Below are 24,536 nucleotides of genomic sequence, written 5' to 3' on the forward strand. Positions count from 1 at the left end.
CGGAGGCGTTCCGAATTCTCAGACATGCGCCACCTCCATGCCGTGGGCGCCGCCCATCATCAGGCCGATCTCATCCACGGTGAGGCCCATAGCCTCACGCGGCGCGCTCAGGCGGCCTTCGTTCAGGGCGGCGAAGCTGTCGGAGATTTCCATCAGCTCATCCAGGTCCTGGCTGATGCAGATCACCGCCGCACCCTTGGCGGCCAGATCCAGCAGCGACTGGCGGATGGCGGCGGCGGCGGCGGCATCGACGCCCCAGGTCGGCTGGTTCACCACCAGCACATCCGGGTCCTGCAGCACCTCGCGGCCGATCACGAATTTCTGCAGGTTGCCGCCGGACAGCGACCGCGCCGCATTGCCGGCACCCGGGGTGCGCACGTCAAAGGCCTTGATGATGCGCTCGGCAAAGTCCTTGGTCCTGCCCCAGTCGAGAAAGCCGTTCTTCTCCAGCCCTTCGCGCACCGAGCCGGTGAGCATGGCGTTTTCCGTCAGGCTCATGTCCGGTGCGGCGGCATGGCCGAGGCGTTCCTCTGGCGCGGCCAGCACGCCCAGCTGGCGCCGCGCGGTGGGGCCCAGCCTGCCGATGGGCTGCCCATGCAGTTTCACCGCGTCGGCTTCGGTCAGGGTTTCGCCCGACAACACCCCCAGAAGCTCGTCCTGGCCATTGCCAGCCACCCCGCCGATGCCGAGGATCTCGCCCTTGCGCACGGTCAGATGCACATTCTTGAGCGCGGTGCCAAAGGCCGAAGGCGCGGGCACCGACAGGCCGGAAATATCCATCGCCACGTCACCGAACTCGCGGGCTTCACGCTGCGGTGTTTGCAGGGTGCTGCCGACCATCATCTCCGCCATGTCGCGGGCTGAGGTCTCAGAGGGCGTGCATTCCCCCACGTTCTTGCCCAGGCGCAGGATGGTAGCGTGATCGCAGAGGGTGCGGATTTCCTCGAGCTTGTGGGAGATATAGAGGATCGAGGTGCCCTCGGAACGCAGTTTCTGCAGTGTTTCGAACAGGATATCGACCTCCTGCGGGGTCAGGACTGAAGTGGGTTCGTCCATGATCAGCAGTTTCGGATCTTGCAGCAGGCAGCGGATGATTTCGACCCGCTGGCGCTCACCGGCGGACAGGTCGCCGACGGTGCGGAACGGGTCCAGCGGCAGGCCGTAGGTTTCTGAAACTTCGCGGATACGGGCGGCCAGGTCGCGCATCTCGGGCGGGTTCTCCATCCCCAGCGCGATGTTCTCGGCCACGTTCAGAGCGTCGAACAGCGAGAAATGCTGGAACACCATGGCGATGCCGTCGGCGCGTGCGGCACGCGGCTCGGCCGGGGCAAAGGCCTCGCCGCGCAACAGCATCTGGCCGCTGTCGGGCTTCACGAGGCCATAGATCATCTTGACCAGCGTCGATTTCCCAGCACCGTTCTCGCCGAGGAGCGCATGCACCTCGCCCTCGCCGATGTCAAAGGAGACAGTGTCATTGGCCACCACTCCGGGGTAGGCCTTGGTCAGGCCCTGCAGGCTCAGCAATGGTACAGTCACGCGCGTGCGCCCTCTCTCTGTTCGTCTCTTTCACCTTGCCGCAGCAGCTGGGCTGCCACGCCGGCCGCAATCATCTGCGGATGTTTCCCAAGTTGCGGATCGCCGATCGGGCAGGTGATCCTTGCGATTGCCCCGGGCGCATGCCCCAGGGCGGCAAGACGCGAGCGGAACCGCGCCCATTTGGTTCTGGAGCCGATCAGCCCGGCAAAGGCGAAATGATGCTCCAACAGCGCGTGGCATAGCGCCAGATCCAGCGCATGGGAATAGGTCAGCACCAAATGTGCCGCGTTTTCAGGCGCATGGGGCACCAGTAACGCAGGTTCAGCGGCAGGAACCGCGGTGATCCTTTCCGGAATTTGCGCCGGAAAGCGGTCCATGCCGGTGTCCACCCAGGTGATCTCCATGTCCGGCAGCGGCGCCAGCACATCCGCCAGCGCCCGGCCGGCAGGGCCCGCGCCCCAGATCCAGACCGGGCAGGAGGCGCGGTGGACCGGCTCGATCATCCAGCCGTCCGCCAGCTGCGGTTCGGGGGCGATCCCCTGGCTGCGGGCACTGGCAAGGATGCGTTTCACGGACATTGGCATGGGCGCTGATATCGGGGGCGGAGAAGCCGGGCGGGCGATGATCCCGGCGTCAAGCGCAGGGTGGGCCTCACAAGAGGCGGGCACCGTATCGCTGAGGGCCGGCCGGGCTGGGGTGCCCAGCATCAAGGGCGGCGCCCCCGCCGCCATGCCGGCGCAGGCGCCGCAACCGCCTTCGTTGCGGCCTCCCTTGGTGCCGGTGAGGCCCTTCTCTTTGCGCAACCAGTCCAGCGGCATGGCTGAAGGGTCTGCGTCAGCGATACGGACGTCTTCACCGTTCGGACGAAAGGTGAGTGCCATCTTCCCGGGACCCGCCGCGTTACCCTGTTGACCCGATGTGCCTCCCTTCGATGCGGCGTAGAAGGAGAGGCGGGCTGTTTGTTGCTTGCTGAGACCAGCCTAGGGAGCAGGTCCTTGTCAAAGCAAGGAAAACCGGCGCTGCAGTGCAGTATGCCGCGGCGCAAGAAAATTGCGGATGCAGCGGGTAGCCCATTATTTTTTATGCTTTTTACCTGCATGTTTCTGTTTGGCTGCTCCGGAGGGGCGAAACAGCTTCAAAAATATCCTGAAAATCGGCGGGGCTGTTCCGCTATTGCGATAGGCCGCGGGGCAGTTGGCTCTTTCGCCCTGAGCCGCCAATAAGATAGCGTGGCGGCATGACAAGCTCTCCCCGATTCATACACCTGCGCACCCATACCGAATATTCATTGCTGGAGGGGGCGCTGCGGCTGAAGAAGCTGCCGGACCTGTGCAAGAAGCACGGAATGCCCGCGATTGCGGTCACGGACAGCAACAACTTGTTCTCGGCGCTGGAGTTTTCGGTGGCCGCCAGCGGTGCAGGTGTGCAGCCGATCATGGGCTGCCAGGTGGACCTGCGGTTTACCGAACCTGCACCGGGCGAACGCCCCAAGCCGCCGGCGCCGCTGGTGCTGCTGGCGCAGAGCGAGGCGGGGTATGAGCATCTGATGAAACTGAACTCCTGCCTCTATCTGCGGCAGGGGGGGAGCTGCCCTATGTGACGCTGGAGGAGCTGGAGGCGAACGCGGGCGACGTGATCTGCCTCAGCGGCGGGCCGGACGGGCCGGTGGGGCGCTTGCTGCAAATGGGCCAGCGCCCGGCGGCGGAAGCGCTGATGCAGCGGCTGAAGGCGGTCTTCCCGGACCGTCTCTATGTGGAACTCCAGCGCCATCCGGGCGAGCACGGCCAGCCGGAGGCGGAGAAGGCGACCGAGCGCGGCCATGTGGAGATGGCCTATTCCCTGGACCTGCCGCTGGTCGCCACCAATGACGTCTATTTCCCCAACACGGAAATGTACGAGGCCCATGACGCGATGATCTGCATCGCCGAAGGTGCCTATGTCGACCAGGTGGAGCCGCGCCGCCGCTTGACCGCGCAGCATTACTTCAAAAGCCAGGAGGAAATGGTCGCGCTGTTTGCCGACCTGCCGGAGGCGGTTGAAAACACGGTGGAGATCGCCAGGCGCTGTGCCTTCATGGCCTACCGGCGCGACCCGATCCTGCCGAAGTTCGCCGATGACGAAGTGGCGGAGCTGCGCCGTATTGCCAACGACGGGTTGCAGCAGCGTCTGGCGGTGATCCCGCATGCGGTGAGTGTCGAGGAATACCAGGAGCGGCTCGATTTCGAGCTGGGCATCATCGAGGGCATGGGCTTCCCCGGCTACTTCCTGATCGTTGCCGACTTTATCCAATGGGCCAAGGACCACGACATTCCGGTGGGGCCGGGGCGGGGTTCCGGTGCGGGCTCCTTGGTGGCTTATGCGCTGACCATCACCGACCTTGACCCGCTGCGATACTCGCTGCTGTTCGAACGCTTCCTGAACCCGGAACGGGTCTCGATGCCCGACTTCGACATCGACTTCTGCATGGACCGCCGCGAGGAGGTGATCAAATACGTGCAGGAGAAATACGGCCGCGACAAGGTGGGCCAGATTATCACCTTTGGCGCGCTCTTGTCCAAGGCGGCGGTGCGCGACATGGGGCGGGTCTTGCAGATGCCCTATGGCCAGGTGGACCGGCTCTCGAAGCTGATCCCGGTTGAGGGCGTGAAGCCGATGTCCATCGTGGACTCCCTGAAGGAAGAGCCGCGGCTGCGCGAGGAGGCGGAGAACGAGGAGGTTGTCGACCGGCTGCTGAAATACGGCATGCAGGTGGAAGGGCTGTTGCGCTCTGCCGGTACTCACGCGGCGGGCGTGGTGATTGGCGATAGGCCGCTGGACGCGCTGGTGCCGCTCTACCGCGATCCGCGTTCCGACATGCCGGCCACCCAATTCAACATGAAATGGGTGGAGCAGGCGGGGCTGGTGAAGTTCGACTTCCTGGGCCTGAAAACCCTGACCGTCATTCAGAACGCCATGGACCTGATCTTTCAGTCGGGCCGCGACCTGCATATCGCCGAGGATGGCACCCAGCTCTATGAGCCGCCGGAGGGCGCCAAGAACCAGATCAACGCCATTCCGCTGGACGACAAGGTCACCTATGACCTCTATTCCCGGGCCAAGACGGTGGCGGTCTTCCAGGTGGAATCCACCGGCATGATGGATGCGCTGAAGCGCATGAAACCCACTTGCATCGAGGACATCGTGGCGCTGGTGGCGCTGTACCGGCCCGGCCCGATGGAGAACATCCCGGTCTACTGCGAGGTGAAGAACGGGATGCGCGAGATCACCTCGGTGCATCCCCTCATCGACCACATTCTGGAAGAAACCCAGGGCATCATCGTCTACCAGGAACAGGTGATGCAGATCGCCCAGGTGATGGCGAACTATACCCTTGGCGGCGCCGACCTGCTGCGCCGGGCGATGGGTAAGAAGATCAAGGAGGCGATGGACGCCGAACGCCCGAAATTCGAGAAGGGCGCGGCGGAGAACGGGGTCGACAAGAAAAAGGCCTCTGAGGTTTTCGACCTGTTGGAGAAATTCGCCAACTACGGTTTCAACAAATCCCACGCGGCGGCCTATGCGGTGGTCAGCTACCAGACCGGCTGGCTCAAGGCAAACCACCCGGTGGAGTTCATGGCCGGCGTCATGAACTGCGATATTCACCTCACCGACAAGCTGGCGATCTACTTCGAAGAGGTGAAGAAGGGGCTGAAGCTGAAATACGTGCCGCCCTGCGTCAACCGCTCGATGGCGACCTTCAATGTGGTGAAGGGCGAGCTGGTCTATGCGCTGGGCGCGCTGAAGAACGTCGGTGTCGACGTGATGCGGCTGGTGACCGAGGCGCGCAATGAGGACGGTCACGAACGGGTTTTTGTGAACCTCTTCGACTTTGCCCGCCGGGTGAACCTGAAAAAGGTCGGCAAGCGGCCCTTGGAGATGATGGCGCGGGCAGGGGCGTTTGATCAGCTTGATCAAAACCGCCGCCGGGTGTTCGAAAGCCTTGGCGCGCTGGTGGATTACTCCGCCGCGGTGCATGATCAGCGCGCCTCCAGCCAGGTGTCGCTGTTCGGCGAGGCGGGTGAGGACCTGCCGGAGCCGCGCCTGCCGTCGGTTCCGGACTGGCTGCCGGCCGAGCGTCTGTCTGAGGAATTCAAGGCGATCGGCTTTTACCTCTCGGGGCACCCGCTGGACGACTATATGCCCGCGCTGAAACGCAAGGATGTGATGACGCTGGACGAGGTCACCGCCAAGGCAGAGCGCGGCGCCTGCATTGCCAAGATGGCCGGCGTGGTGGCCGGGCGGCAGGAGCGCAAGTCGGCGCGCGGCAACCGCTTTGCCTTTGCCCAGCTATCGGACCCTTCCGGCGCCTTTGAGGTGACGCTGTTCTCTGAGGTTCTGGAGAAGTCCCGCGAGTATCTGGAGACCGGCTCCAAGGTGGTGATCACCGCCGAGGCGACGATGGAGAGCGACCAGCTGAAACTGCTGGTGCGCTCGGTTGGTCCGGTGGACAGCGCCATTGCCGATGCCGGGCGCAGTTCCTTGCGGGTCTATGTGAGTGACGCCGCCGCCGTGGGCACCGTGGCCCAGGTGCTGGAGGACGCCAAATCCGCCGCCCGCAACGCCGCGCGCGGCGAGGTCTACATGTACCTGCAGGACCCCGCGCTGCCCGGCGATGTGGAGATGGACCTGGGCCAGGCCTTCCCGATCAACCCGCAGATCAAGGGTGCCTTGAAGTCGCTGGAAGGTGTGCTGGACGTGGAGGAGATCTAGGATTTACGCGAGGATTGACAGAAGGTCTGAGCGCGGATAGCGGTGGCGGCATGAAACAGCTAGTGCATAAACCTTGTTGCCACCACGTTCCTTTACGGGGTCGGCATCATTGATGCCTCCGGCATGACTTTGACGAGATTTCGTAGTGTCATTCCGGAGTAAGAACTGTGAGCATTCCAAAAGTATTGTATGACCGCGTCTTTGAAGCGGCTGAATTCGTATCGGCTGATTTCTGCAAGCAGATGATCGTTCGGGCTCATGAACTTGGGTTCGAAAATGCGACGATCAACACTGAACGTGGTGTCGAGACTGTTCCGGATATCCGGAACAATGACCGGGTGATCTTTGATGACCCAACGCTTGCCGGTTCCTTGTGGTGGAAAGTGAAACCTTCCTTCTCCGTACCATTCAATGGTGCGGTCGCTGTAGGGCTGAACGAGCGGTTTCGGCTGTACCGTTATCTTCCAGGTCATTTTTTTGACTGGCATCAGGATGGTGAGCACTGCAGTGCTGACGGCGCTGTCAGCCGTTTCACCATGATGGTGTACCTCAACGAAGGTTTTGAGGGAGGCGGTACCAGTTTTGCGGATGTGTTCTCGCCTTTCCGATTTGCAGACTTCATCATTCGGCCTGCAACCGGCAAGGCTCTGTTCTTTCATCATCCGTTGTCCCACAGGGGCGATCCCGTGCAGTCTGGCGTGAAATACGCTTTGCGCACGGATGTGATGTTTGAGTCAGTTGGATAAACCTTGGCCGGAACAACGGCGCGTAGCGCCCTGGGCCTGCGGCAGCCTGTTCTGGGCGGGGGCTCTCAGGATTGCGGCGCCGGAAAATTGCAAATTTTCCGACCAAAAATTTTACTTAAAAATTTTTGCCCCGCCCGCCGCAGGCGTTAGGCCTCCTTGGGCACCGGCAGCTTGGCGACGTCCTTGAGCAGGCGGATCGCTTCCTTCACCTCCAGCCGCAGGGTTTTCAGGACCTTTTTCAAAAGCGACTTCACCTTTTTCACTGCACCCAGGATGCCGGTCAGGTCACGGATCCAGCGGAAGACCATTTGCAGGACAGAGGCAAAGCGGCTGATCACCGAGAGCGCGGTGTCGAGCACGCCAAGCTCGTCCCAGATCTCGCGGATCCAGCCCCAGACCTGGCGGATCATCTCGACATATTTGCGGATCACGGTTTTCAGAATGCGGATGACGCGGGTGCGGTCGGCGTTCTTGCGGATGGTGTCGAGGATGCGCTTGCCCAGCTTCACCAGGCTTTTCAGGGTCTGCTCAACCCGGTCGATCAGCTTCAGGATGTACTGCGCGGCGGAAGTGACTTGTTTCACCGCGGCCTTGCCGACGGTCTTGGCCAGGGATTTGGCGCCGGAGATCAGGTTTTTCAGGAATTTGCTGAGCGGGGTGAGCAGGGCGCGGATGCGCTTCCAGATGGTTTTCAGGTAGTAGAGCATGCGCGCATGCAGTTTGCCGACGCCCTTTTCGACGAATTCCACCGGGTCGTTGGACGGTGCCATGGCCGTGTCCCCCAATCACTTGTCACAAAATACCTAAGTGACAGCCTGCGCGGGGCGGGCGCAGGGATCAAGGAAAACCGTGGTTTGCGGGGCAGGGATCAGTAATGCGGCGGCCGTTCGTCGGCAAAGACCACGCCGCCGGTGCCGTCCTGCTCGCGGGTGGCCTCGCGCTGCATCAGCATGGCAACGCGGCGGGTCAGCAGGTCGATCTCCTGCTGCTGGCGGGCGATCACGTCGCTCATCTCCTCCACGCTGCGGGTCAGATGGGCGATTTGCTCTTCCAGATGCTGCATGGGGTGTCTCCTGCGGGTGCGGCTCTGTCATAGGGGCATTGCGGCCCTGGGTCCATGGGGCGGATGCTGCAGGCGCAGGTTTTCCTGCGGAAATCCTGCGGGCCTCCGGCAGGGATATTTAAAGCCAGAAGAAGGAGCGTATGCCGTGGTGTTTTCCCAGAGGTGCGGCGCCGGGCAGCGGCGGCTCTGTCTTGCTGTTGCGACCCGCTTCCGTTAGACCGCCACGCGAGTGAAACCGCTACCCGTGAGGAGGCCTCAGATGGCCAAAGTGAAGAAACAGCCCCGCCCCAAGGCGCAGACGCCGAAGGGGTTCCGTGACTATTTCGGTGCGGAGGTGACCCAGCGCAGCGAGATGCTGCGGGCCATCGCGGGTGTGTATCATCATTACGGGTTTGAAGCGCTGGAAAGTTCGGCGGTGGAAACCGTTGAGGCGCTGGGCAAGTTCCTGCCCGATGTGGACCGCCCGAACGAAGGCGTGTTCGCCTGGCAGGAAACCGAAGAGGACGGCAACGGCGACTGGATGGCGCTGCGCTATGACCTGACGGCGCCGCTGGCGCGGGTCTATGCGCAGCACCGCAACGACTTGCCGACGCCTTACCGCCGCTATGCGATGGGGCCGGTCTGGCGCAATGAGAAGCCGGGGCCGGGGCGCTTCCGCCAGTTCTATCAGTGCGATGCGGATACCGTGGGCACGGCGTCCATGGCGGCGGATGCGGAAATCTGCGCAATGCTGTCGGACACGCTCGAGACCGTTGGCATTCCGCGCGGCGATTACTTGGTGCGGGTCAACAACCGCAAAGTCTTGAATGGCGTGCTCGACGTCATGGGGCTTGGTGAGGATCAGGCAGCTAAAGACAACGTGCTGCGCACCATCGACAAATTTGACAAGGTCGGCGAAAGCGGTGTGCGTGAATTGCTCGGCAAGGGCCGGCTGGATGCCTCTGGCGCTTATATTGATGGCGTTGGCCTGTCGGACGACCAAGCCGCGCCGGTGCTGGCGTTCCTGACCTCCAAGGCGGCGGATGCAGCTGGGACCATCGCCAACCTGCGGGCCGCTGTTGGTGACAGCAAGGTCGGCCAGGAGGGCATCGCCGAACTGGAGCAGATCGGCGAGCTGCTGGCTGCGGGCGGCTATGGCAAGGACCGGATCGAGATCGACCCCTCGGTGGTGCGCGGTCTGGGTTACTACACCGGGCCGGTGTTTGAGGCGGAGCTTACTTTCGAGATCCTCGATGAGAAAGGCCGCAAGCGGCAGTTCGGCTCAGTCTCGGGCGGCGGGCGCTATGACGGGCTGGTCAAACGCTTCACCGGGCAGGAAGTGCCTGCGGTGGGCGTCTCGGTGGGTGTCGACCGGCTGCTGGCGGCGTTGCATGCCAAAGGCCGGCTGAGTGCCGAGGCAACGGGTCCCGTGGTCGTCACCGTGATGGACCGCGACCGGATGGCGGATTACCAGGCGATGGTGGCGGAGCTGCGCAATTCGGGCATCCGGGCCGAGGTCTATCTGGGCAACCCCAAGAACTTCGGCAACCAGTTGAAATATGCGGACAAGCGGAATTCTCCGGTCGCCGTGATTGAGGGCGGCGACGAGAAGGCAAACGGCGTGGTGCAGATCAAGGACCTGATCCTGGGCGCCAAGATCGCCGAAAGCGCGACGCTGGAAGAGTGGAAGGAACGCCCCAGCCAGTTCGAAGTGCCGCGCAGCGGGCTGGTTGCCAAGGTGCGGGACATCCTGGACGGGCAGGGCTGATCATGGCGCTTCGTTCTGACATTCAGGCCCGCGCTGCACAGCTGCGGGTCCGCTTCGAGGCCGCGGGCGCCCAAGTTGTGGATACGCCCCTGCTGCAGCCGGCGGGAACTCTGCTGGATCTTTACGGCGAGGACATCCGTGCCCGCGCCTATGTGACCACCGATGCGCTGCGCGGTGAGCAGATGCTGCGCCCGGATTTCACCGTGCCGGTGGTGGAGGCGCATATGCGCCATGGCGCCGAGCCTGCGCGTTATACCTATTCCGGCGAGGTGTTCCGCCGTCAGGAGATGGATCCGGACCGGTCCAATGAATACCTGCAGGTCGGCTATGAGGTGTTTGAGCGCGATGATGCAGCGGCGGCGGATGCCGAGGTGTTTTCCCTGTTTGCCCTGCAGGTGCGCGGGCTGCCCTTGCGGGCGGCAACCGGCGACATCGGCATTCTGATGGCGGCGGTGCAGGGGCTGAACACCACGGAAAAACGCAAGGCCGCGCTGATGCGCCACATCTGGCGGCCGCGGCGGTTCCGGGCATTGCTGGACCGCTTTGCGGGCCGGGCGCCGGTGCCGGAGAGCCGCAAGAAGCTGCTTGAAACCGAGGGCGACCTGACCGGTTCGGCAGTGGAGATCGGCAAACGCCGGGCGTCGGAAGTGCAGGCGCGGATCGAGGCGCTGCGCGAAGATTCCAAGGCGCCGGTGATTGCCGAGAATGAACTGCTGGCGCTGGAAGCGCTGATGGCGGTGCGCGAGACTGTGCCCTTTGCCACAGAGCAAATGCGCGACATCGCGGTGGACCTGCCGCAGATCAACCCGGCGCTGGACCGGCTGGATGCGCGTACTGCGGCGATGAAAGCGCGCGGGGTGGATGTGGAAAACCTCGATTTCGAGGCCTCCTACGGGCGCACCTCGATGGAGTATTATGACGGGTTTGTCTTTGGCTTTTACGCCGAAGCCCGGCCCGACCTGACGCCGGTGGCGGGCGGCGGGCGCTACGATGCGCTGACCCGGCAGCTGGGGGAGGGCGAAGAGATCCCGGCCGTGGGCGGCGTGATCCGTCCCGACCTGATGCTGCAGCTTGAGGAGGCCCGGGCATGAGTTTGAAGCTTGGGGTGCCGTCCAAGGGGCGGCTGATGGAAAAGACCTTTGACTGGTTTGCCAAGCGCGGCGTAACGCTGTCGCGCACCGGGTCGGACCGGGAATATGCCGGCGCGGTCGAAGGGGTATCGAACATGGAGCTGGTGCTGCTGTCGGCGGGGGAGATCCCGCGCGAGCTGGCGGCGGGGCGCATTCACCTGGGGGTCACCGGCACGGATCTGGTGCAGGAGAAACTGCCGCGGTTCGAACAGCAGGTCGAAGGCCTGGCGGAGATGGGCTTCGGCCATGCCGATCTGATCCTGGCGGTGCCGCAGTTCTGGATCGATGTGGACACGCTGGATGACCTGGACGCGGCAGCCTCCGCCTTCCGGGTGCAGCACGGCCACCGCTTGCGGATTGCCACCAAATACCACCGCCTGGTGCGGGAGTTTCTGACCGAGGCCGGGGTGGCGGATTATCAGCTGGTCGACAGCCAGGGGGCAACCGAGGGTACGGTGAAGAACGAGACCGCCGAAATGGTGGCGGATATCACCTCGACCGGCGAGACGCTGCGGGCCAACCACCTGAAGCTTTTGAACGACGGTCTGGTGCTGAAGTCGCAGGCCACCCTGTGGCGCAGCCGGGTGGCGAAATATGCAGCCGATGAAAAGGCGGCGCTGAACACGCTGCTGGACCTGCTGGAACACCGCAAGTAAGCGCTGCCATCGCCCGCGGCGCCCGGTGGTTTTGAGTATTTGAGCAAAGAAGAAGCGCTGGTCCCTTCAGGCTTCTTCTTTGTAAAAATACTCAGTGCACCACACTGGCCTCGGGCGGGAAGCGAGGACGGGCACGCTGCCGCCGAAACGACACTTCCTGGTCTCTTTCAAAGATCACCTGCCGGTGTGCTCCCGCCCGGGGCTGGAGCCATCAAAGATGCCTCCGCCCCGGTTGGGCCGGGCGCCGGGCTGACGCCCGGCGCTGGCGAGGCTGCCGCGGGGGGAGCAAGCTGCCTCAGATCACTCCGATCTCGGCCAGGGCCTGCGACAATTCCAGGGGAAGGGGGTCTTCCTGGCCTTTGCCGGCGGGCAGATCGGCAGGCGAGTCTTCGGTCTTCAGGTACCGCCAGCCTTGGAACGGGCGCTTCGGTGCCGTGTGGGTGCGGTGCAGCTCCGGATCCAGAATGATGGCGCAGCGGCGGATGCCGTCTTCGCCGGTGACTTCGTCCATCCGCAGGATGCGCTGGCGGCATTGGATCAGCCCCTTGATCACCCAGTAGATCGAGCCGCCGTTGAGAATCTCTTCTTCGCGCTTGGGCCACATGCGGGTGACATGGCGCGGCAGCCCCTCCGGCAGTTCGCGCCGGCGCATCTGCTGCCAGGCCATCAGGCCGTCGACACTTTCAGTGCCCACGGAAAGCTTCACAAGGTTCACGCGCTTATCCACAGGTTCCCCACAGAGTCGTCCATAGTTTCGTCAGTATATAGTAGTTTACGGATCCCTGACTTCAAGGTATTGTGTTTGTCCACGCTTTTGCTGCAAGAAAGCCTTAACGAATGGCGGATTCGCTGCCGGAGGACCTCCGGTGCAGCGCCTCTGCCGTTTGCGACCCATAGACGCCTAAACGACTCAAAGGACCACGACATGAGCCGCTTTGCCGCCCCCATCGCCGAGCAGATCTGGGATATGAAGTACCGTTTCAAGCAGGCCGACGGCACGCCGATCGATGTGACTGTCGAAGACAGCTGGCGGCGGATTGCCCGGGATCTGGCGCGGGCGGAAACGGAGCCGGCGGCTTGGGAAGAGAAGTTCTTTGGCGCGCTGGAGGATTTCAAATACCTGCCCGCAGGCCGGATCACCGCAGGTGCGGGCACCGCGCGGCAGGTGACCCTGTTCAACTGCTTCGTGATGGGCACCGTGCCGGACAGCATGTCGGGCATCTTCGACATGCTGAAAGAGGCAGCGCTGACCATGCAGCAGGGCGGCGGCATCGGTTACGATTTCTCGACCATCCGGCCGCGCGGCGCGGATGTAAAAGGGGTGGCGGCGGATGCCTCCGGCCCGTTGTCGTTCATGGATGTCTGGGACGCAATGTGCCGCACCATCATGTCGGCAGGCTCGCGCCGCGGCGCAATGATGGCGACCATGCGCTGCGACCACCCGGATATCGAGCAGTTCATCACCGCCAAATCCGATCCGGCGCGGCTGCGCATGTTCAACATGTCGGTGCTGGTCACCGATGATTTCATGGAAGCGGTGAAGGCGGACGGCTCCTGGGAGCTGCAGTTCGACGGCAAGGTCTATCATACTGTCCAGGCGCGCGACCTGTGGAACAAGATCATGCAGGCGACCTATGACTATGCCGAGCCGGGCGTGATCTTCATCGACCGCATCAACAAGGCCAACAACCTCAACTATATCGAGAACATCTGCGCCACCAACCCTTGCGGCGAGCAGCCGCTGCCGCCCTATGGCGCCTGCCTGCTGGGCTCGATCAACATGGCGCGGCTGGTGTCCAACCCGTTCGAGGGTGACGCGCAGCTGGATCAGGCCGCAATGCAGGAGCTGGTCGCCACCGCAGTCCGGATGATGGACAATGTGGTGGACGTCTCCAAGTTCCCGCTGGAGGCGCAGGCGCAGGAAGCGAAGAACAAGCGCCGGATCGGCCTGGGCGTCACCGGCCTGGCTGATGCGCTGCTGATGCTGGGACTGGAATACGGCTCCGACGAGGCGGCGCGTCAAACCGACGAATGGCTGCACGCGATTGCCCGCGCCGCCTATCTGGCGTCGGTGGACCTGGCCAAGGAAAAGGGCGCCTTCCCGCTGTTTGACGCTGAGGCGTACCTGAAATCCGGCAATATGCTGAACATGGACGAGGACGTGCGCGACGCGATCCGCGAGCATGGCATCCGCAATGCGCTGCTGACCTCGATCGCGCCGACCGGCACCATCTCGCTTTATGCAGGCAACGTGTCCTCAGGCATTGAGCCGGTGTTTGCCTATGCCTATACCCGAAAGGTGCTGCAGAAGGACGGCTCGCGCACCGAAGAGGAAGTGGTCGACTACGCAGTGCAGATGTACCGTGAGAAGTTTGGCGCGGACGCCAAGCTGCCGGACTATTTCGTGAACGCCCAGACATTGAGCCCTGCGGCCCATGTGAAAATGCAGGCGGCGGCGCAGAAGTGGATCGACTCTTCGATCTCCAAGACCATCAATTGCCCGGAAGATATCTCCTTTGATGACTTCAAGGACGTTTACATGCAGGCTTGGGACCAAGGCTGCAAGGGCTGCACCACATACCGTCCGAACGATGTGACCGGCTCGGTACTGTCGGTCAGCGAAAGCGCCGACACCGCGCCGGGCGAAACCGCGCAGGCACCGCACGAAAGCGACAGCGCCGAAGTGGTCTACATGTCCGAACCGCTGGACCGCCCGCAGTCGCTGGAAGGCCATACTTACAAGCTGAAGTGGCCGGACAGCGAGCACGCGATCTACCTCACCATCAACGACATCATCATCAACGGCCACCGCCGCCCGTTCGAAGTGTTCATCAATTCCAAGAACATGGAGCACTACGCCTGGACTTTGGCGCTGACGCGGATGATCTCTGCCGTTTTCCGCCGCGGCGGCGACGTGTCCTTTGTGGTCGAGGAGCTGAAAGCGGTGTTCGATCCGCGCGGCGGCGCCTGGGTGCAGGGCAAGTACATCCCCTCAATTCTGGCAGCCATCGGAGGTGTGATCGAGACCCACATGGTCAAGACCGGCTTCCTTGAAGGCGAGGGCATGGGGTTGAAATCCGACCCGCAGGCGCAAGTGGTGAACCTGAACGCCCCGCGCGGCAAGGCCTGCCCCAGCTGTGGCCAGTTTGACATGCAAATGGTCGAAGGCTGCATGACCTGCCGCAGCTGCGGCCATTCGAAATGCGGGTGATTTGGGACGCAGCTGATTGTCGTTGATGACGTCCGACAGCGGAACTGCGTCTTTGCGACAAAAAACGGGTTTTTGATCTAGGCTTCTACGGCGCTGTAGAACTGTCCGTTTGGGCGGCAAAGTACCTCACCAATCAGAGAAGGCGGAGCTAGTGCTCCGCCTTCCTCGCTTTCTGGGTGGGTACATGCGAAACTGGATTGCTTTCCGCAGTCATTTGCAATTCCTTGAGCCCAATATTGTTTGCCGCTCAACCCAGTATGACCTCCTGTTGTCAACGCGACCTAGCCTGAAGTTCAATGCTCAAGAAGGGCCGACAGCGTCCTTTCAGTGAGGTCTTCCGCAAAGTGCAGGTCCAGTTTGACCCGGGCGTTTGAAGCGGTGTCTTCCGCGAACCTGCGGACCATTGCGCGCTCCCCGCAAGACAGCTTGCCCAGGATCATTAGGTCAATGTCCGAGTGCTCTCGGAAGTCCCCCTTAGCGAGGGATCCGAAAAGCTCATGTGCGATCCCTTTGTGTGCCAATTCCGAATGAATTGTCTGCCAGGCGGCTTTTGCCGCCTTCAGATGCAGTTGCCTGCGCTGCTCCTGCAAAGCTTCGAAACGTGTCATCCGGGTCTCCCTGCCCCCAAAATAGAGGCTGCACCGGTAACTGTCATGGGAAAGGTTGATTTGGGGCAGCTGCATGGAAACAAGCGAAAGCTTGATTTGGAAAATGGCAAAGAGCCGTTCGCGGTACTCGTGTAAACAGGGCGGATACCAGTCGTTCGCTGCGGATCGCATGAATGACCGAGATGCGAAGAAGGCGGTCACTGACATTGTCTTACTGACGACTGCTTACGGCTTCCCCGAAGCATCAGCGGGCGACTGCGCAACCACCCGATTCCCCAGACGCAGATCACTGGGAATCGTCACCCCATAAGTGGAGCATTGCGCTTTTCCTCCAGTATGTTACGGGAAGTCTACTTGAGAGCTGAACACTACGTAAGCGGTGCTGAAACTGGGAGTATATTTTGCGCAAGATTGGCGATGCTGCCGCCGAGGGCAACGAGACGCTCTGGAAGTATTTTCGCTTCGAGCGCTTCCTTTCAACACTGGCGGAGAGTTGGCTGTATTTTGCATCGGCCAACCAGTTCATCAATTCCTTCGAAGGCGCCGTCGCCGTTCAGTTGAACGCACCGCCACCTGATCCGCGCTACTCCGAAATGGATAGCGCCGAGCACGCCTTTTTCCAACTGAAGAGATTGACTAAGATTAGCTGCTGGCATCGCGCAGCCTACGAGAGCGATGCCATGTGGAAGCTCTACGCCGGAGAGCACAAAGGCATAGCGATCTGCACCACGCCCGATCGCATCCGTGCCGCCTTCAAGCCCTTCCGGCTCAAACCGGAATATGGCGTTGAAGATCTGTGGGGTGGTCCGGTCCAATATGTCGACCTGACCAAGGTTCGCTTGCGTGGCGTTGCTATGCTCGATCGGTTCTTCTTCAAGCATAGGGCCTTTGAGTGGGAGCGGGAGTATCGGCTCGCAATCTCCGTTCGAACAGCCGAGGAATTCGGCGTTCTGGTTCCCGAACACGGTATCCTTGTAGACGTCGATCTTTCCGTTTTAATCGAACGCATCGTGCTTGGCTCGACCACTACAGAAGCCGAGCGCGCCACCATCGCTCAACATGTAGCAGCCGCCGGGCTCAGCGATCGCCTTGAGCTTTCCACCCTTCTCGGCCAACCCCGATATGTCTGATGCCCAAAGAGCAGGTACCAGAGCAAGGCGAGACACTACAGAATGATATGCTACTCGGACACCGCCCTCACGATCTCAGAAACGTTGCAGACCAACGCGATCGTGTGGGTCCACTCACTGCCGGAACAGGAAATGGGTCCCAGTCGACGCATCCTCGAAGATCTTGAGGGCTTCGCCACCACCGCCGGCGGTTTCCCCGTCTTCGTGTATGCCGTTCGCAATCGTGCCGAATTGAGCGAACTCTTTTTGCAGTTGTCGGCCAAGGCTGAGCAGGGATTGAGGCCCGTGCTCCACGTCGATGCTCACGGCTCGGTCGATGAGGGCCTCCTGCTTGCGCCGAGCGGCGAACGTGTCGGCTGGAGCGAGATCATCGAAGACCTGCGGGCCCTCAATGTTGCGACGGCCAACAATCTCATCTGCATCTTTGCGCTGTGCTTTGGCCTGCATCTATATAGGCAGGTGAGCCTGAAACGACCCGTGCCGGCTTATGTCTTCTGTGCCCCACCTAAAGAAATCAGCGTCGGCTTCCTCGAGGCGCAAACCCTGGCCTTCTATCGGGAGATGAACCGAACCTCGAATGTGACGGCCGCATTCGAGGCGACTTTTGGCGGGGTCATGCAGTTGTTTCATTGCCAGGGTTTGTTTCTTCAATCCCTATTGCGATACATCAGAACCTACTGCATCGGGCGCATGCGGCAGGATCGCCTGGAGCGAATGGTCTCGGCTGTTTTGCAACGTGACGGCATCGTAAACCCTTCCAGCACACAACTGAAACAGGCCCGGCGCGAGATACGAGAAGCTCTCAAGCCAGGTCAGAAGGTGATCGATTTATTCGCGCCATCCTTCCTGATCGGCCGCGCGCCGGCCTTCACCTATGCCGATCTCGACCGGATTTTGAAGCGCCCTGTCCGCGAGAGGCAATTTCAGCCGCGTCCGGCATCGAACTGAACGCTGAGCGATCTCAAACTCGGATCGCGATGGACTAACGGACTTAACTGATCTGCACGTTGATCCGAGGGTGCAGTTTGGTTCGACGGACACGATTGGAAGCAAATTGGTTGGAACAACGATACCAAAGGGTAATGAGCAATTGTGAAAATTCTCACTAAAGGTACGAATGACCGTTTTGGTGATGCCGCGCAGCGGCCACAGGAAGGTCGAGGAACGGCAGATCGGAGCCGAAGTGAGGCCTTGAGCACGTGCGATCTATCGACTCTCTTGCCTCTAAAATTGCCTAAGCTGAATCGATGGTGACGTAATGGGATCGAAGATGAAAGTCAAATTATTAGACGCAAGTCAATTATCTCACCACCTCAAGAAATTAATCGATGAGCACGAACTTATCTCAATGGCCGTAGCCTGGGGGCATTGGACCCCCATTTCGAAAACATTGCTAAGAAATAAGTCAAAATTTGACAACGTGATATTTGGGGTTGATTTTTCAGCGAGCGACCCTGATCTAATTGATAAGCTGGTGGGCGTCCCCAACGCTTTCGTCGCGAAAAACAGGCCTGGATGCTTTCATCCGAAGATATACTACTTTCAAACAGGCAAATCGGCTGCGGCGATCGTCGGCAGCGCCAACTTCACTCGTGGCGGCCTAGGCGGAAATTTAGAAGCGAACATTTACATGCACGGGGATGCCGATGAGACTGTTTTCAAGGAAATTCGAGATCAGCTTGCGGCATATAAACAGTTTCGTTGTAGCATTACAAAAGAACTAGCCACGAGCTACCGACTGCAAGCTAAGGCCGCAAGTAAAAAACCAAGGCCGAAAAATCCAGTTCTGCCCAATGAAAAGGATCAATGGGACCGACTGGATTCGAAGCTTGCCTCCATGTCGTGGGACGATTTTTCCAAACGCGCGCAAGAAGACAAATTTCATGATTATGCAAGACGCATTGAGTTGATTCGGGTCATCCAAACGATGTTTGCGAAGAGCGGCTCCTTCATGGATCTTTCGGTCGCGGAGTGGAAAGGTGTTGCTGGAATTCTCCGTAACGCGGAAGCTGCTGAGGCAAAACTGGAGGGACACGATTGGGGGTGGTTCGGTTCGATGAATCGGGCCACTGTGTTCTCAAAGGCTATTGAGCGAAAAAAGCTGGGTATTGCGGAAGCCTTGGATCAAATTCCAAAACGAGGTGACGTCACTCGACATCAATTTGAGAAGTATGTCGGAGCTTTCCGAAAAACTCTTGCGGCCAGGGATCCGATTGGCTCTGCGACACGCTTAATCACGATGAAACGCCCAGATTTGTTTGTTTGCGTAGATGGTCCCAACAAAAAAGGCCTAGCGAAGGCGCTCAACTTTTCGCCAACTACACTATCGCTTGATAACTATTGGGACAGGATTATCGAACCCGTCCATCAGGCACCTTGGTTCAATTCCGAACGCCCGTCAGGTCCTGAAATGGAGCTTTGGGATGCGCGCGTAGCCATGCTGGATGCGATTTACTACAGTCCTTAACGATAGTTTCGGGAGCATTCGAAATAGGGGTGTCCGATCACTAATACCAGGCGTTGGATGCTGAGAGGAAAAGTGGGAAAGATTACTAAGTCCACAAAGGTGCCTTCGGCACCCCCAATTGCTGCGTACCAATGCCAACGTCCGTTCTCGGTAAGCTGCAATGCATCGGCGTTTGCTTGACCGAAGGACAGCAATGGGCCGGGCTTTCTCGCGGGAATTCGCTGCGGCTGCGAAATGCTGCAACTGCTCGCTCGGTAAAATGGGCTCTGACCGGGCATTCGCCGCACCTGGCGTGAATGACGACAGGCAGCCCGAAGCGGTCCCATGCCTGGTGACCACTCAGGCGGGCTAGCACGTGCAGGTGGGCGGGAAGCGGACTTTCTCGGCAGGCGCGAAAGAGCATTGCCAGCGCAAGCAAATCCGACATTCAGATGGAACTCCGATCGTAGGAGTTGCCACGAGACAGCATGACAAGGCGTTCAAACTTCGAGGATCGGCCTGCTTGATCGTGCGCTTGTTGCTGCAGACCGCGGCGCCCTTGTTCCGCGCCGGGGAGCAGCCGAAGCTGTCCCTGGAGATCTTGGCAAAGCCGCTGTCGCAGCAGCCGCAGGCCATCAGTCCGGAAAACAGCGTCTTCGGGCGGCGGCGTTCCTAGACCGGGGGCGATGTGCCTTTTGTCTTCAGCGTGCCCTGGCGGCAGTGGACTGCTTCCCAGAGGTCTGGGTCAATGATCCGCAGCTCTGGCACCTCGGTGATGGTCCAATCGCTTTCTGGGTTCAGGCGGGAGATACGTTTTCCAGTTTGGGGACCTTGACGTAACACAGCCGGTTCCAGATCTGCCGTCCGTTGTAGAGCTCATTGTTCAGGACGCCGGTGCCCCTTTGGCGGTTGCCATGGCGCTCGAATGGCGGCCGGAAGGCGCAGGCACGCCTTCATTATTGAGCGCCTCTGCGATTTTCTTGGGGGACAGGCCCTTGGCATAATCCTGGAAGATTCTGCGCAGCGAAGCTTGGTCCTCTTGTCGCCATCTATGGTCTTCCGTTTCCTAATCATAGGTCAGGCTACTTCTTTGGGGAAAGTTCAAGACCATTGCCTGAAAAAAAATATTCCCTATGCGACCAGTCCTGGAACTGTACCGTCCGCTCCAGTTCCAGGACTGGCGGCGGTTTTGTTGCTTCGGGCAATCTTCGAGAGCATGGCGCAACCACTTGGTGAGCCACTGAACAGGAGAGAAAACATGAGCGTTTATCTGATTGCAGACATCAAGGTCACTGACGATGGTTGGGTCCTGGAGTATGCCGCAAACGTCCACAAGCTGGTAGAGAAGCACGGCGGCCGCTATCTGTCGCGCAGCGGAAATATCGAGACCCTCGAAGGCGACGCGAAGGACAGCACTCTGATTGCTATCCTAGAATTTCCGTCCCGGGCGGCATTAGACGGGTTCGCCTCAGATCCCGCCTATGCGCCTTACGGTCAGGCCCGACAATCGGGAAGCATTTCGAATTTCCACGTTATCGACGACACGGACGTCGCAGGCGCAATACCTTATCTGAGAGCGGGCTGAAGCCTGTCTTGAGATCGGGCCAAAACCGGCCCGGTCAACTCTCTGCGTTCGCCAGTTCAGGGTTAGGAGACAGTCTTGGGCTGTTCAGGAAACGTTGGTCACTTGGATAGCACACCGGTCGTTCAAGCCGAAACCGTGAATGACGGCAAAGCCTCGACTGTGTGAGTTCGCAGTTTGCGTGATTTTGCAAGCGCAGCGAATGTTTTCTCTGACGGGCCGTGCCGCGGAAACCAGCTACTGAGGCGAGGGACCGCAATGGGCCGCCTGCGTTTACCGTCAAGCCCACGCAACCTCACTGGCAAGCCAGGGGCCAAGCAAGCGCCACAAATGCGCCTGAATTTGTGTGCAACTTTGAGACTAAGCGACAGCATGAGGACACAGATGGGAGCTTGGAGCGCGGGCAGTTTCGGCAACGATGACGCCTTAGATTATGTGGACGCCCTGTCGAATTTCGACTCAGTGCTTGAGACGGATCTCGGCCCGGCCAGAAAGGTTGGAGGTCGACGAGGCCTGTGCGGCGCTCGCGGCCTGCGACTTGCTCGCAGCGGGTTTGGGACGGCCTCCTGCGGACCTGCCGGAGTTGCCGGATCTCGAATTACGTGCCGTGTCGGGGGAGGCGTTGGACCAAGCCAAGGCTTTGGTAAAGCATGTTCGCTTCACGTCGGATTTGGCGGAGTTGTGGGAGGATGACGCAGAGGAATGGCACAATGCGCTTGATGCGTTGCTGGTCCGTCTTAACCCTTCAGAGCCCTATTCCCCGCCAGAGCCAAAGCCGGAATTGCCCGCCGACTTCATAGGGCATTGCTATCTCTGCTACGAGGCTGTGACAGAACGCGATGGTCTGCCGTTTGACTACGACGACAGCGGCGGAGGTGTGTTGGGTTCCACCTCGCACCGCGCTTGTATCGAAGTCAAATTAGACGGGGTCCCGGTCCTCACTGGACACCCGACGTTGCACCATTACCTGCGACGCGGCGCCAGATGGTGGTGGACCTAGGGTACGACCCGGAAGACCTAATGCCGAATGGAGATCTCCGACCAACGGCGCGGCGGCGCATGATGCTGGACGTGGGTTACGGAGAAAGCGACCTGACCGAAGACGGGCGCTTGAAACCTAGGGAACCTTAGACGCTCTAGCACGGGAGAGTTCTATATGGCGCGAACGTTTGGCGAGTTGCGGTTTTTCCCACGAACCTACTATCTGGCTGGCCGCTTACGTTTAGGGGAAATAGAACGGCAGAAATGTCCCGCGAACTTCCAGTTCAGAAAGTGCTCGACTTCGCTGCCGCAGCGAATGTCTGTTAAGCGGGCTGCGACCGCAGCAACGAGACAACGTGACCAATGGCGACTTTGGGCCGAGGCTACTGTTCGCGCCAGACATATGGACTCCCCCCTCGGTCTTAGCGGTTCACTACACCGTTTCAAGAAACCATATATAGTGCATGGACCAGGACCTTGAGCATTTCGAGAAGATCGCGCGCGCCACTATTGCTTCCCTACCGGGAGCATTCCGGCCTGCTGCAGAAAACGTCATTCTGCGCATTGCCGAGTGGCCTGCGCCGACCATGCTGGACGATCTTGGTTTTGCGGATCCGCACGAGCTGACGGGGCTCTACGAGGGAATTCCCATGACCGAGAAGTCCATTCTCGACATGGGGCCGCCTCCGGATGTTGTCTGGCTCTTCCGTCAGCCGATCCTGGCGGAATGGCGCGATCGCGGCAATGTCGAGCTGAACGAGTTGATCGCGCATGTTGTTATTCACGAATTCGCCCATCACTTCGGATGGACTGACGAAGAAATCGCAGCCATCGACCAATGGTGGGTCTGAGAAGTTGTTCACTGCCCAGGAGGAAGTTGGGAGTGAGCCCATAGCTACTGGCACCGCCTTGCAGAGATACGAGGAAGAGCGCAGGAAGCGGCGGCGGCCCAAAAGCAGCTGACCTTCGCCATGTTTTCCAAACCGAACCGCCCCTAGGGGCGGTTTTTTTGTGCTCAGGTTTCGGAGCCGCATTTAAGTCTTCTTGGTCAAGACGGTCTGGACATGCCGCAGAACGGTCTGGGCGTGTCGGAAGGCGGATTTACGTTTGTCGCATGCGAAGCTAAGTTATTGAAATTAAACAACCAGTAACGCGGACAAGACGTAGTTCTGGTGTCGGACGTCAGTTGTCGGACCCATGAAATAACTGCCATTGATGGGGGGGGTCTGCCATTCTGACACAAGGTTAATTGCCATCGGCCGAAATTCGGCCGGTGGTTTTGTTTTAAAACAATGGCTTATACGTCCTTAGCTTTCTGCATGCTGAGGGGGTGCCTTTTCCCTCCAAAGATCAGCAGCGCCTGTTGACTGAAATGGCCATATTGAGCAGGACTGAAACTCAAACCTGGCCAGGTTCTTTCCTTCATTTTCCCGAACGCACTGTGTGCAATCGGGGGCCAGATGGCGCCGCGCGCCGGGAAAGGGCCAGCCATGTCCAAGATCAAGTTTATCGAAGCAGAGTTCCACAATGCCGACAAAGACCGGCGGGCAATTCGGCAGCGCCTGGAACGGTTCCTGAAAACACGCCGCGCGCTTGAGCGCGGTATCGTGCCTCCGGACCCGGAGGATCGTGATGACTGCCTTCGGTGGGAAAACGAATTGAAGCAGGTTGGTCTCGGGTGCGAAGGTCAGGACCGCGTGGACCGCCGGGTAAGCAGGCTGGCGGAGCGGCGGGCATCCTTCCATTCCATCGAATGGACCGCACCATCAAACCTTGGGATCAAACACCTAGACAAGATTTCCAAGGCCGACGCCTCCCGGGCAAATTTACCGATCGAGACGCTGCGCCCGCTTTCCAGCCAGCCGGCGGCATGAAGCACAAAATCACAGCCTGCGGTGAGGGCAATGTTCGTGGCGCGGCCGCCTTCAAATCCAGCCTGGGCATCGTCAACCGGCGCCGAAGTGATGCCGCCGTCGCCGCGTACGGGAACGCCGAGATCGCGGGCCAGTGCGACGGCATGGATCTGGATGAGCTGAGTTAAGGGGTCGCCAAAGAAAGGCTGCATGGAACGCATCGAAAACGGAGTTCCGAATAGCCCCATGACCACCGGTGTTCCCGGACGCCAGATTTGTGCCAGTGCCAGCCCGGCCAGGCATTCCGCATACCCCTGGGCCAAAGCGCCTGCCGGGGTCACCGGTCCAGTAGCGCCCAGCATCATGTAGGAGGTGATCATGCAGCCCTCACCAGCCTGGGCCACCGTGCGCAGGCATTTCAGCGGGTTGTCTTTGTAGGTCAGGGGCGGGGTGGAGTTGATGAGATGGAGCAGGTTGCAGGACGGCTCCTCTTGCGGCCCGGCTGGGAGGGCAGGCCTGGTTGCCATTGCGGCTTGCAGCATGCCGATGACCTCTTGGGCAGCTTCGGGCGAGGCAACGCTGCCCATGAAGGGTTTCCGCGAGCATTCCAGATGCGCCAGCGCCATTTCCGCGGGGCGCTCCTGTTCCGGGATGTCGTTCATCACGCAGAGCATGTGGCCGGTGTTAGCCAGGCCGCCGCAGGCATCGGCCATGGAGACCAGCTCACGGTAGATCTGGCGGCTCCCCATGGTGCGCCTGCCATCCGCCAGCAGAACATTTGGCGGGCCATAGACCGGGGCGCAGACCGGCGGGCAGCCCGAGCCGACGCTGCAGTCGAAGGCAGGGTCCCGGGCACGAAGGCCAAAGCGGGCCGGGGCCGATGCGCGGATGATGGCGCGCAGTGCCCCTCCGTCCAGCCGGACCCGTTCGCCGTCAACGGAGGCGCCAATCCCGCGCAGCGCCTCCAGCGTTTCGGGGTCGCCTTCAAACTGAATTCCCAGGTCGCGGAGAATGGCATCGGCAGATTGTTTGATCTGCTGGATCCAGGCGCCGGGATCTTCTGCAAATGCGCCTGCAAAGCCGTTGGTGAGCATGTCT

20 protein-coding genes and 1 pseudogene are annotated in these 24,536 nt (G+C 60.5%); 12 read left to right on the top strand and 9 right to left on the bottom strand.

All coding sequences use genetic code 11. The features are described 5' to 3' along the window. Positions 1-18 precede the first annotated feature (18 nt). The gene (locus tag ACXAEH_RS00170) at positions 19-1,536 is read right to left on the bottom strand and encodes an ABC transporter ATP-binding protein (RefSeq protein WP_475030480.1); all 1,518 of its coding nucleotides are present in this window, start codon (positions 1,534-1,536) and stop codon (positions 19-21) included. Continuing rightward, entirely contained in the window at positions 1,533-2,417 is an 885-nt protein-coding gene (xdhC, locus tag ACXAEH_RS00175; protein ID WP_475030481.1) for a xanthine dehydrogenase accessory protein XdhC, read from the bottom strand. The genes ACXAEH_RS00170 and xdhC overlap by 4 nt, the downstream gene beginning before the upstream one ends. A 356-nt stretch (positions 2,418-2,773) precedes the next feature. On the opposite strand from xdhC, the pseudogene dnaE reads away from it, so the two are divergent. Beyond that, a pseudogene (dnaE, locus tag ACXAEH_RS00180) lies at positions 2,774-6,285 on the top strand (DNA polymerase III subunit alpha). A gap of 167 nt (positions 6,286-6,452) precedes the next feature. Continuing rightward, on the top strand, positions 6,453-7,031 hold the full coding sequence (locus ACXAEH_RS00185) for a 2OG-Fe(II) oxygenase (protein WP_475030482.1): 579 nt from the start codon (positions 6,453-6,455) through the stop codon (positions 7,029-7,031). 146 nt (positions 7,032-7,177) lie between these two features. Here ACXAEH_RS00185 and ACXAEH_RS00190 read toward each other — a convergent pair whose 3' ends face one another. Continuing rightward, positions 7,178-7,801: a hypothetical protein gene (locus ACXAEH_RS00190; protein WP_475030483.1), complete on the bottom strand. Its 624-nt coding sequence runs from the start codon at positions 7,799-7,801 to the stop codon at positions 7,178-7,180. A gap of 98 nt (positions 7,802-7,899) precedes the next feature. Beyond that, positions 7,900-8,094, bottom strand: coding sequence for a SlyX family protein (locus ACXAEH_RS00195; protein ID WP_475030484.1), 195 nt, complete (start codon positions 8,092-8,094; stop codon positions 7,900-7,902). A gap of 259 nt (positions 8,095-8,353) precedes the next feature. Between ACXAEH_RS00195 and hisS the strand changes: the two genes are divergently transcribed. From hisS to hisG, 3 genes are read left to right on the top strand one after another with little or no spacing between them, the layout of a single operon-like run. Continuing rightward, on the top strand, positions 8,354-9,841 hold the full coding sequence (gene hisS, locus ACXAEH_RS00200) for a histidine--tRNA ligase (RefSeq protein WP_475030485.1): 1,488 nt from the start codon (positions 8,354-8,356) through the stop codon (positions 9,839-9,841). 2 nt (positions 9,842-9,843) lie between these two features. After that, positions 9,844-10,932, top strand: coding sequence for an ATP phosphoribosyltransferase regulatory subunit (locus ACXAEH_RS00205; protein WP_475030486.1), 1,089 nt, complete (start codon positions 9,844-9,846; stop codon positions 10,930-10,932). After that, positions 10,929-11,627: an ATP phosphoribosyltransferase gene (gene hisG / locus ACXAEH_RS00210; protein ID WP_475030487.1), complete on the top strand. Its 699-nt coding sequence runs from the start codon at positions 10,929-10,931 to the stop codon at positions 11,625-11,627. The genes ACXAEH_RS00205 and hisG overlap by 4 nt, the downstream gene beginning before the upstream one ends. Positions 11,628-11,922: 295 nt before the next feature. On the opposite strand, the gene ACXAEH_RS00215 is transcribed toward hisG, so the two are convergent. Continuing rightward, on the bottom strand, positions 11,923-12,354 hold the full coding sequence (locus ACXAEH_RS00215; protein ID WP_475030488.1) for a DUF1489 family protein: 432 nt from the start codon (positions 12,352-12,354) through the stop codon (positions 11,923-11,925). Positions 12,355-12,552: 198 nt separating this feature from the next. Between ACXAEH_RS00215 and ACXAEH_RS00220 the strand changes: the two genes are divergently transcribed. After that, positions 12,553-14,838, top strand: coding sequence for an adenosylcobalamin-dependent ribonucleoside-diphosphate reductase (locus ACXAEH_RS00220; protein WP_475030489.1), 2,286 nt, complete (start codon positions 12,553-12,555; stop codon positions 14,836-14,838). 293 nt (positions 14,839-15,131) lie between these two features. Here ACXAEH_RS00220 and ACXAEH_RS00225 read toward each other — a convergent pair whose 3' ends face one another. Then, positions 15,132-15,446, bottom strand: coding sequence for a nucleotidyltransferase domain-containing protein (locus ACXAEH_RS00225; protein ID WP_475030490.1), 315 nt, complete (start codon positions 15,444-15,446; stop codon positions 15,132-15,134). A gap of 401 nt (positions 15,447-15,847) precedes the next feature. Here ACXAEH_RS00225 and ACXAEH_RS00230 point away from each other — a divergent pair, with 401 nt between their 5' ends. The 3 genes from ACXAEH_RS00230 (at position 15,848) to ACXAEH_RS00240 (ending at position 19,043) form a co-directional block, all read left to right on the top strand. After that, complete coding sequence (locus tag ACXAEH_RS00230; protein WP_475030491.1) at positions 15,848-16,576, top strand: DUF2971 domain-containing protein; 729 nt, start codon at positions 15,848-15,850, stop codon at positions 16,574-16,576. A 42-nt stretch (positions 16,577-16,618) separates the two neighbouring features. After that, complete coding sequence (locus ACXAEH_RS00235; protein ID WP_475030492.1) at positions 16,619-17,524, top strand: hypothetical protein; 906 nt, start codon at positions 16,619-16,621, stop codon at positions 17,522-17,524. Positions 17,525-17,834: 310 nt separating this feature from the next. Continuing rightward, positions 17,835-19,043 carry a phospholipase D family protein gene (locus ACXAEH_RS00240; protein WP_475030493.1) on the top strand — a complete coding sequence of 403 codons (1,209 nt, stop codon included), beginning with the start codon at positions 17,835-17,837 and terminating at the stop codon, positions 19,041-19,043. 348 nt (positions 19,044-19,391) lie between these two features. Here ACXAEH_RS00240 and ACXAEH_RS00245 read toward each other — a convergent pair whose 3' ends face one another. Then, entirely contained in the window at positions 19,392-19,622 is a 231-nt protein-coding gene (locus ACXAEH_RS00245) for a hypothetical protein (protein ID WP_475035492.1), read from the bottom strand. A gap of 283 nt (positions 19,623-19,905) precedes the next feature. After that, on the bottom strand, positions 19,906-20,046 hold the full coding sequence (locus tag ACXAEH_RS00250) for a recombinase family protein (protein ID WP_475035494.1): 141 nt from the start codon (positions 20,044-20,046) through the stop codon (positions 19,906-19,908). Positions 20,047-20,280: 234 nt separating this feature from the next. On the opposite strand from ACXAEH_RS00250, the gene ACXAEH_RS00255 reads away from it, so the two are divergent. From ACXAEH_RS00255 to ACXAEH_RS00265, 3 genes are all read left to right on the top strand, one after another. Further along, entirely contained in the window at positions 20,281-20,607 is a 327-nt protein-coding gene (locus tag ACXAEH_RS00255; protein ID WP_475030494.1) for a DUF1330 domain-containing protein, read from the top strand. Between the two features lie 430 nt (positions 20,608-21,037). Then, complete coding sequence (locus ACXAEH_RS00260) at positions 21,038-21,604, top strand: DUF4259 domain-containing protein (protein ID WP_475030495.1); 567 nt, start codon at positions 21,038-21,040, stop codon at positions 21,602-21,604. Between the two features lie 445 nt (positions 21,605-22,049). Further along, a complete protein-coding gene (locus tag ACXAEH_RS00265) occupies positions 22,050-22,436 on the top strand; it encodes a metallopeptidase family protein (RefSeq protein ID WP_475030496.1) in 387 nt (128 codons plus the stop codon). Between the two features lie 836 nt (positions 22,437-23,272). Here ACXAEH_RS00265 and ACXAEH_RS00270 read toward each other — a convergent pair. Then, positions 23,273-24,532, bottom strand: coding sequence for a trimethylamine methyltransferase family protein (locus ACXAEH_RS00270; protein ID WP_475030497.1), 1,260 nt, complete (start codon positions 24,530-24,532; stop codon positions 23,273-23,275). Positions 24,533-24,536 lie beyond the last annotated feature (4 nt).

It is taken from the genome of Leisingera sp. ABM4_060 (assembly GCF_056158765.1).

Excerpts from the sequence above, each read along its gene's own strand:
- ACXAEH_RS00205 (WP_475030486.1), top strand. The coding sequence starts at position 9,844 with ATGGCGCTTCGTTCTGACATTCAGGCCCGCGCTGCACAGCTGCGGGTC.
- ACXAEH_RS00255 (WP_475030494.1), top strand. The coding sequence starts at position 20,281 with ATGAGCGTTTATCTGATTGCAGACATCAAGGTCACTGACGATGGTTGG.
- xdhC (WP_475030481.1), bottom strand. The coding sequence starts at position 2,417 with ATGGCACTCACCTTTCGTCCGAACGGTGAAGACGTCCGTATCGCTGAC.
- ACXAEH_RS00195 (WP_475030484.1), bottom strand. The coding sequence starts at position 8,094 with ATGCAGCATCTGGAAGAGCAAATCGCCCATCTGACCCGCAGCGTGGAG.
- hisG (WP_475030487.1), top strand. The coding sequence starts at position 10,929 with ATGAGTTTGAAGCTTGGGGTGCCGTCCAAGGGGCGGCTGATGGAAAAG.
- ACXAEH_RS00270 (WP_475030497.1), bottom strand. The coding sequence starts at position 24,532 with ATGCTCACCAACGGCTTTGCAGGCGCATTTGCAGAAGATCCCGGCGCC.
- ACXAEH_RS00225 (WP_475030490.1), bottom strand. The coding sequence starts at position 15,446 with ATGACACGTTTCGAAGCTTTGCAGGAGCAGCGCAGGCAACTGCATCTG.
- ACXAEH_RS00260 (WP_475030495.1), top strand. The coding sequence starts at position 21,038 with ATGTGGACGCCCTGTCGAATTTCGACTCAGTGCTTGAGACGGATCTCG.
- hisS (WP_475030485.1), top strand. The coding sequence starts at position 8,354 with ATGGCCAAAGTGAAGAAACAGCCCCGCCCCAAGGCGCAGACGCCGAAG.
- ACXAEH_RS00235 (WP_475030492.1), top strand. The coding sequence starts at position 16,619 with ATGATATGCTACTCGGACACCGCCCTCACGATCTCAGAAACGTTGCAG.
- ACXAEH_RS00240 (WP_475030493.1), top strand. The coding sequence starts at position 17,835 with ATGGGATCGAAGATGAAAGTCAAATTATTAGACGCAAGTCAATTATCT.
- ACXAEH_RS00190 (WP_475030483.1), bottom strand. The coding sequence starts at position 7,801 with ATGGCACCGTCCAACGACCCGGTGGAATTCGTCGAAAAGGGCGTCGGC.
- ACXAEH_RS00220 (WP_475030489.1), top strand. The coding sequence starts at position 12,553 with ATGAGCCGCTTTGCCGCCCCCATCGCCGAGCAGATCTGGGATATGAAG.
- ACXAEH_RS00265 (WP_475030496.1), top strand. The coding sequence starts at position 22,050 with ATGGACCAGGACCTTGAGCATTTCGAGAAGATCGCGCGCGCCACTATT.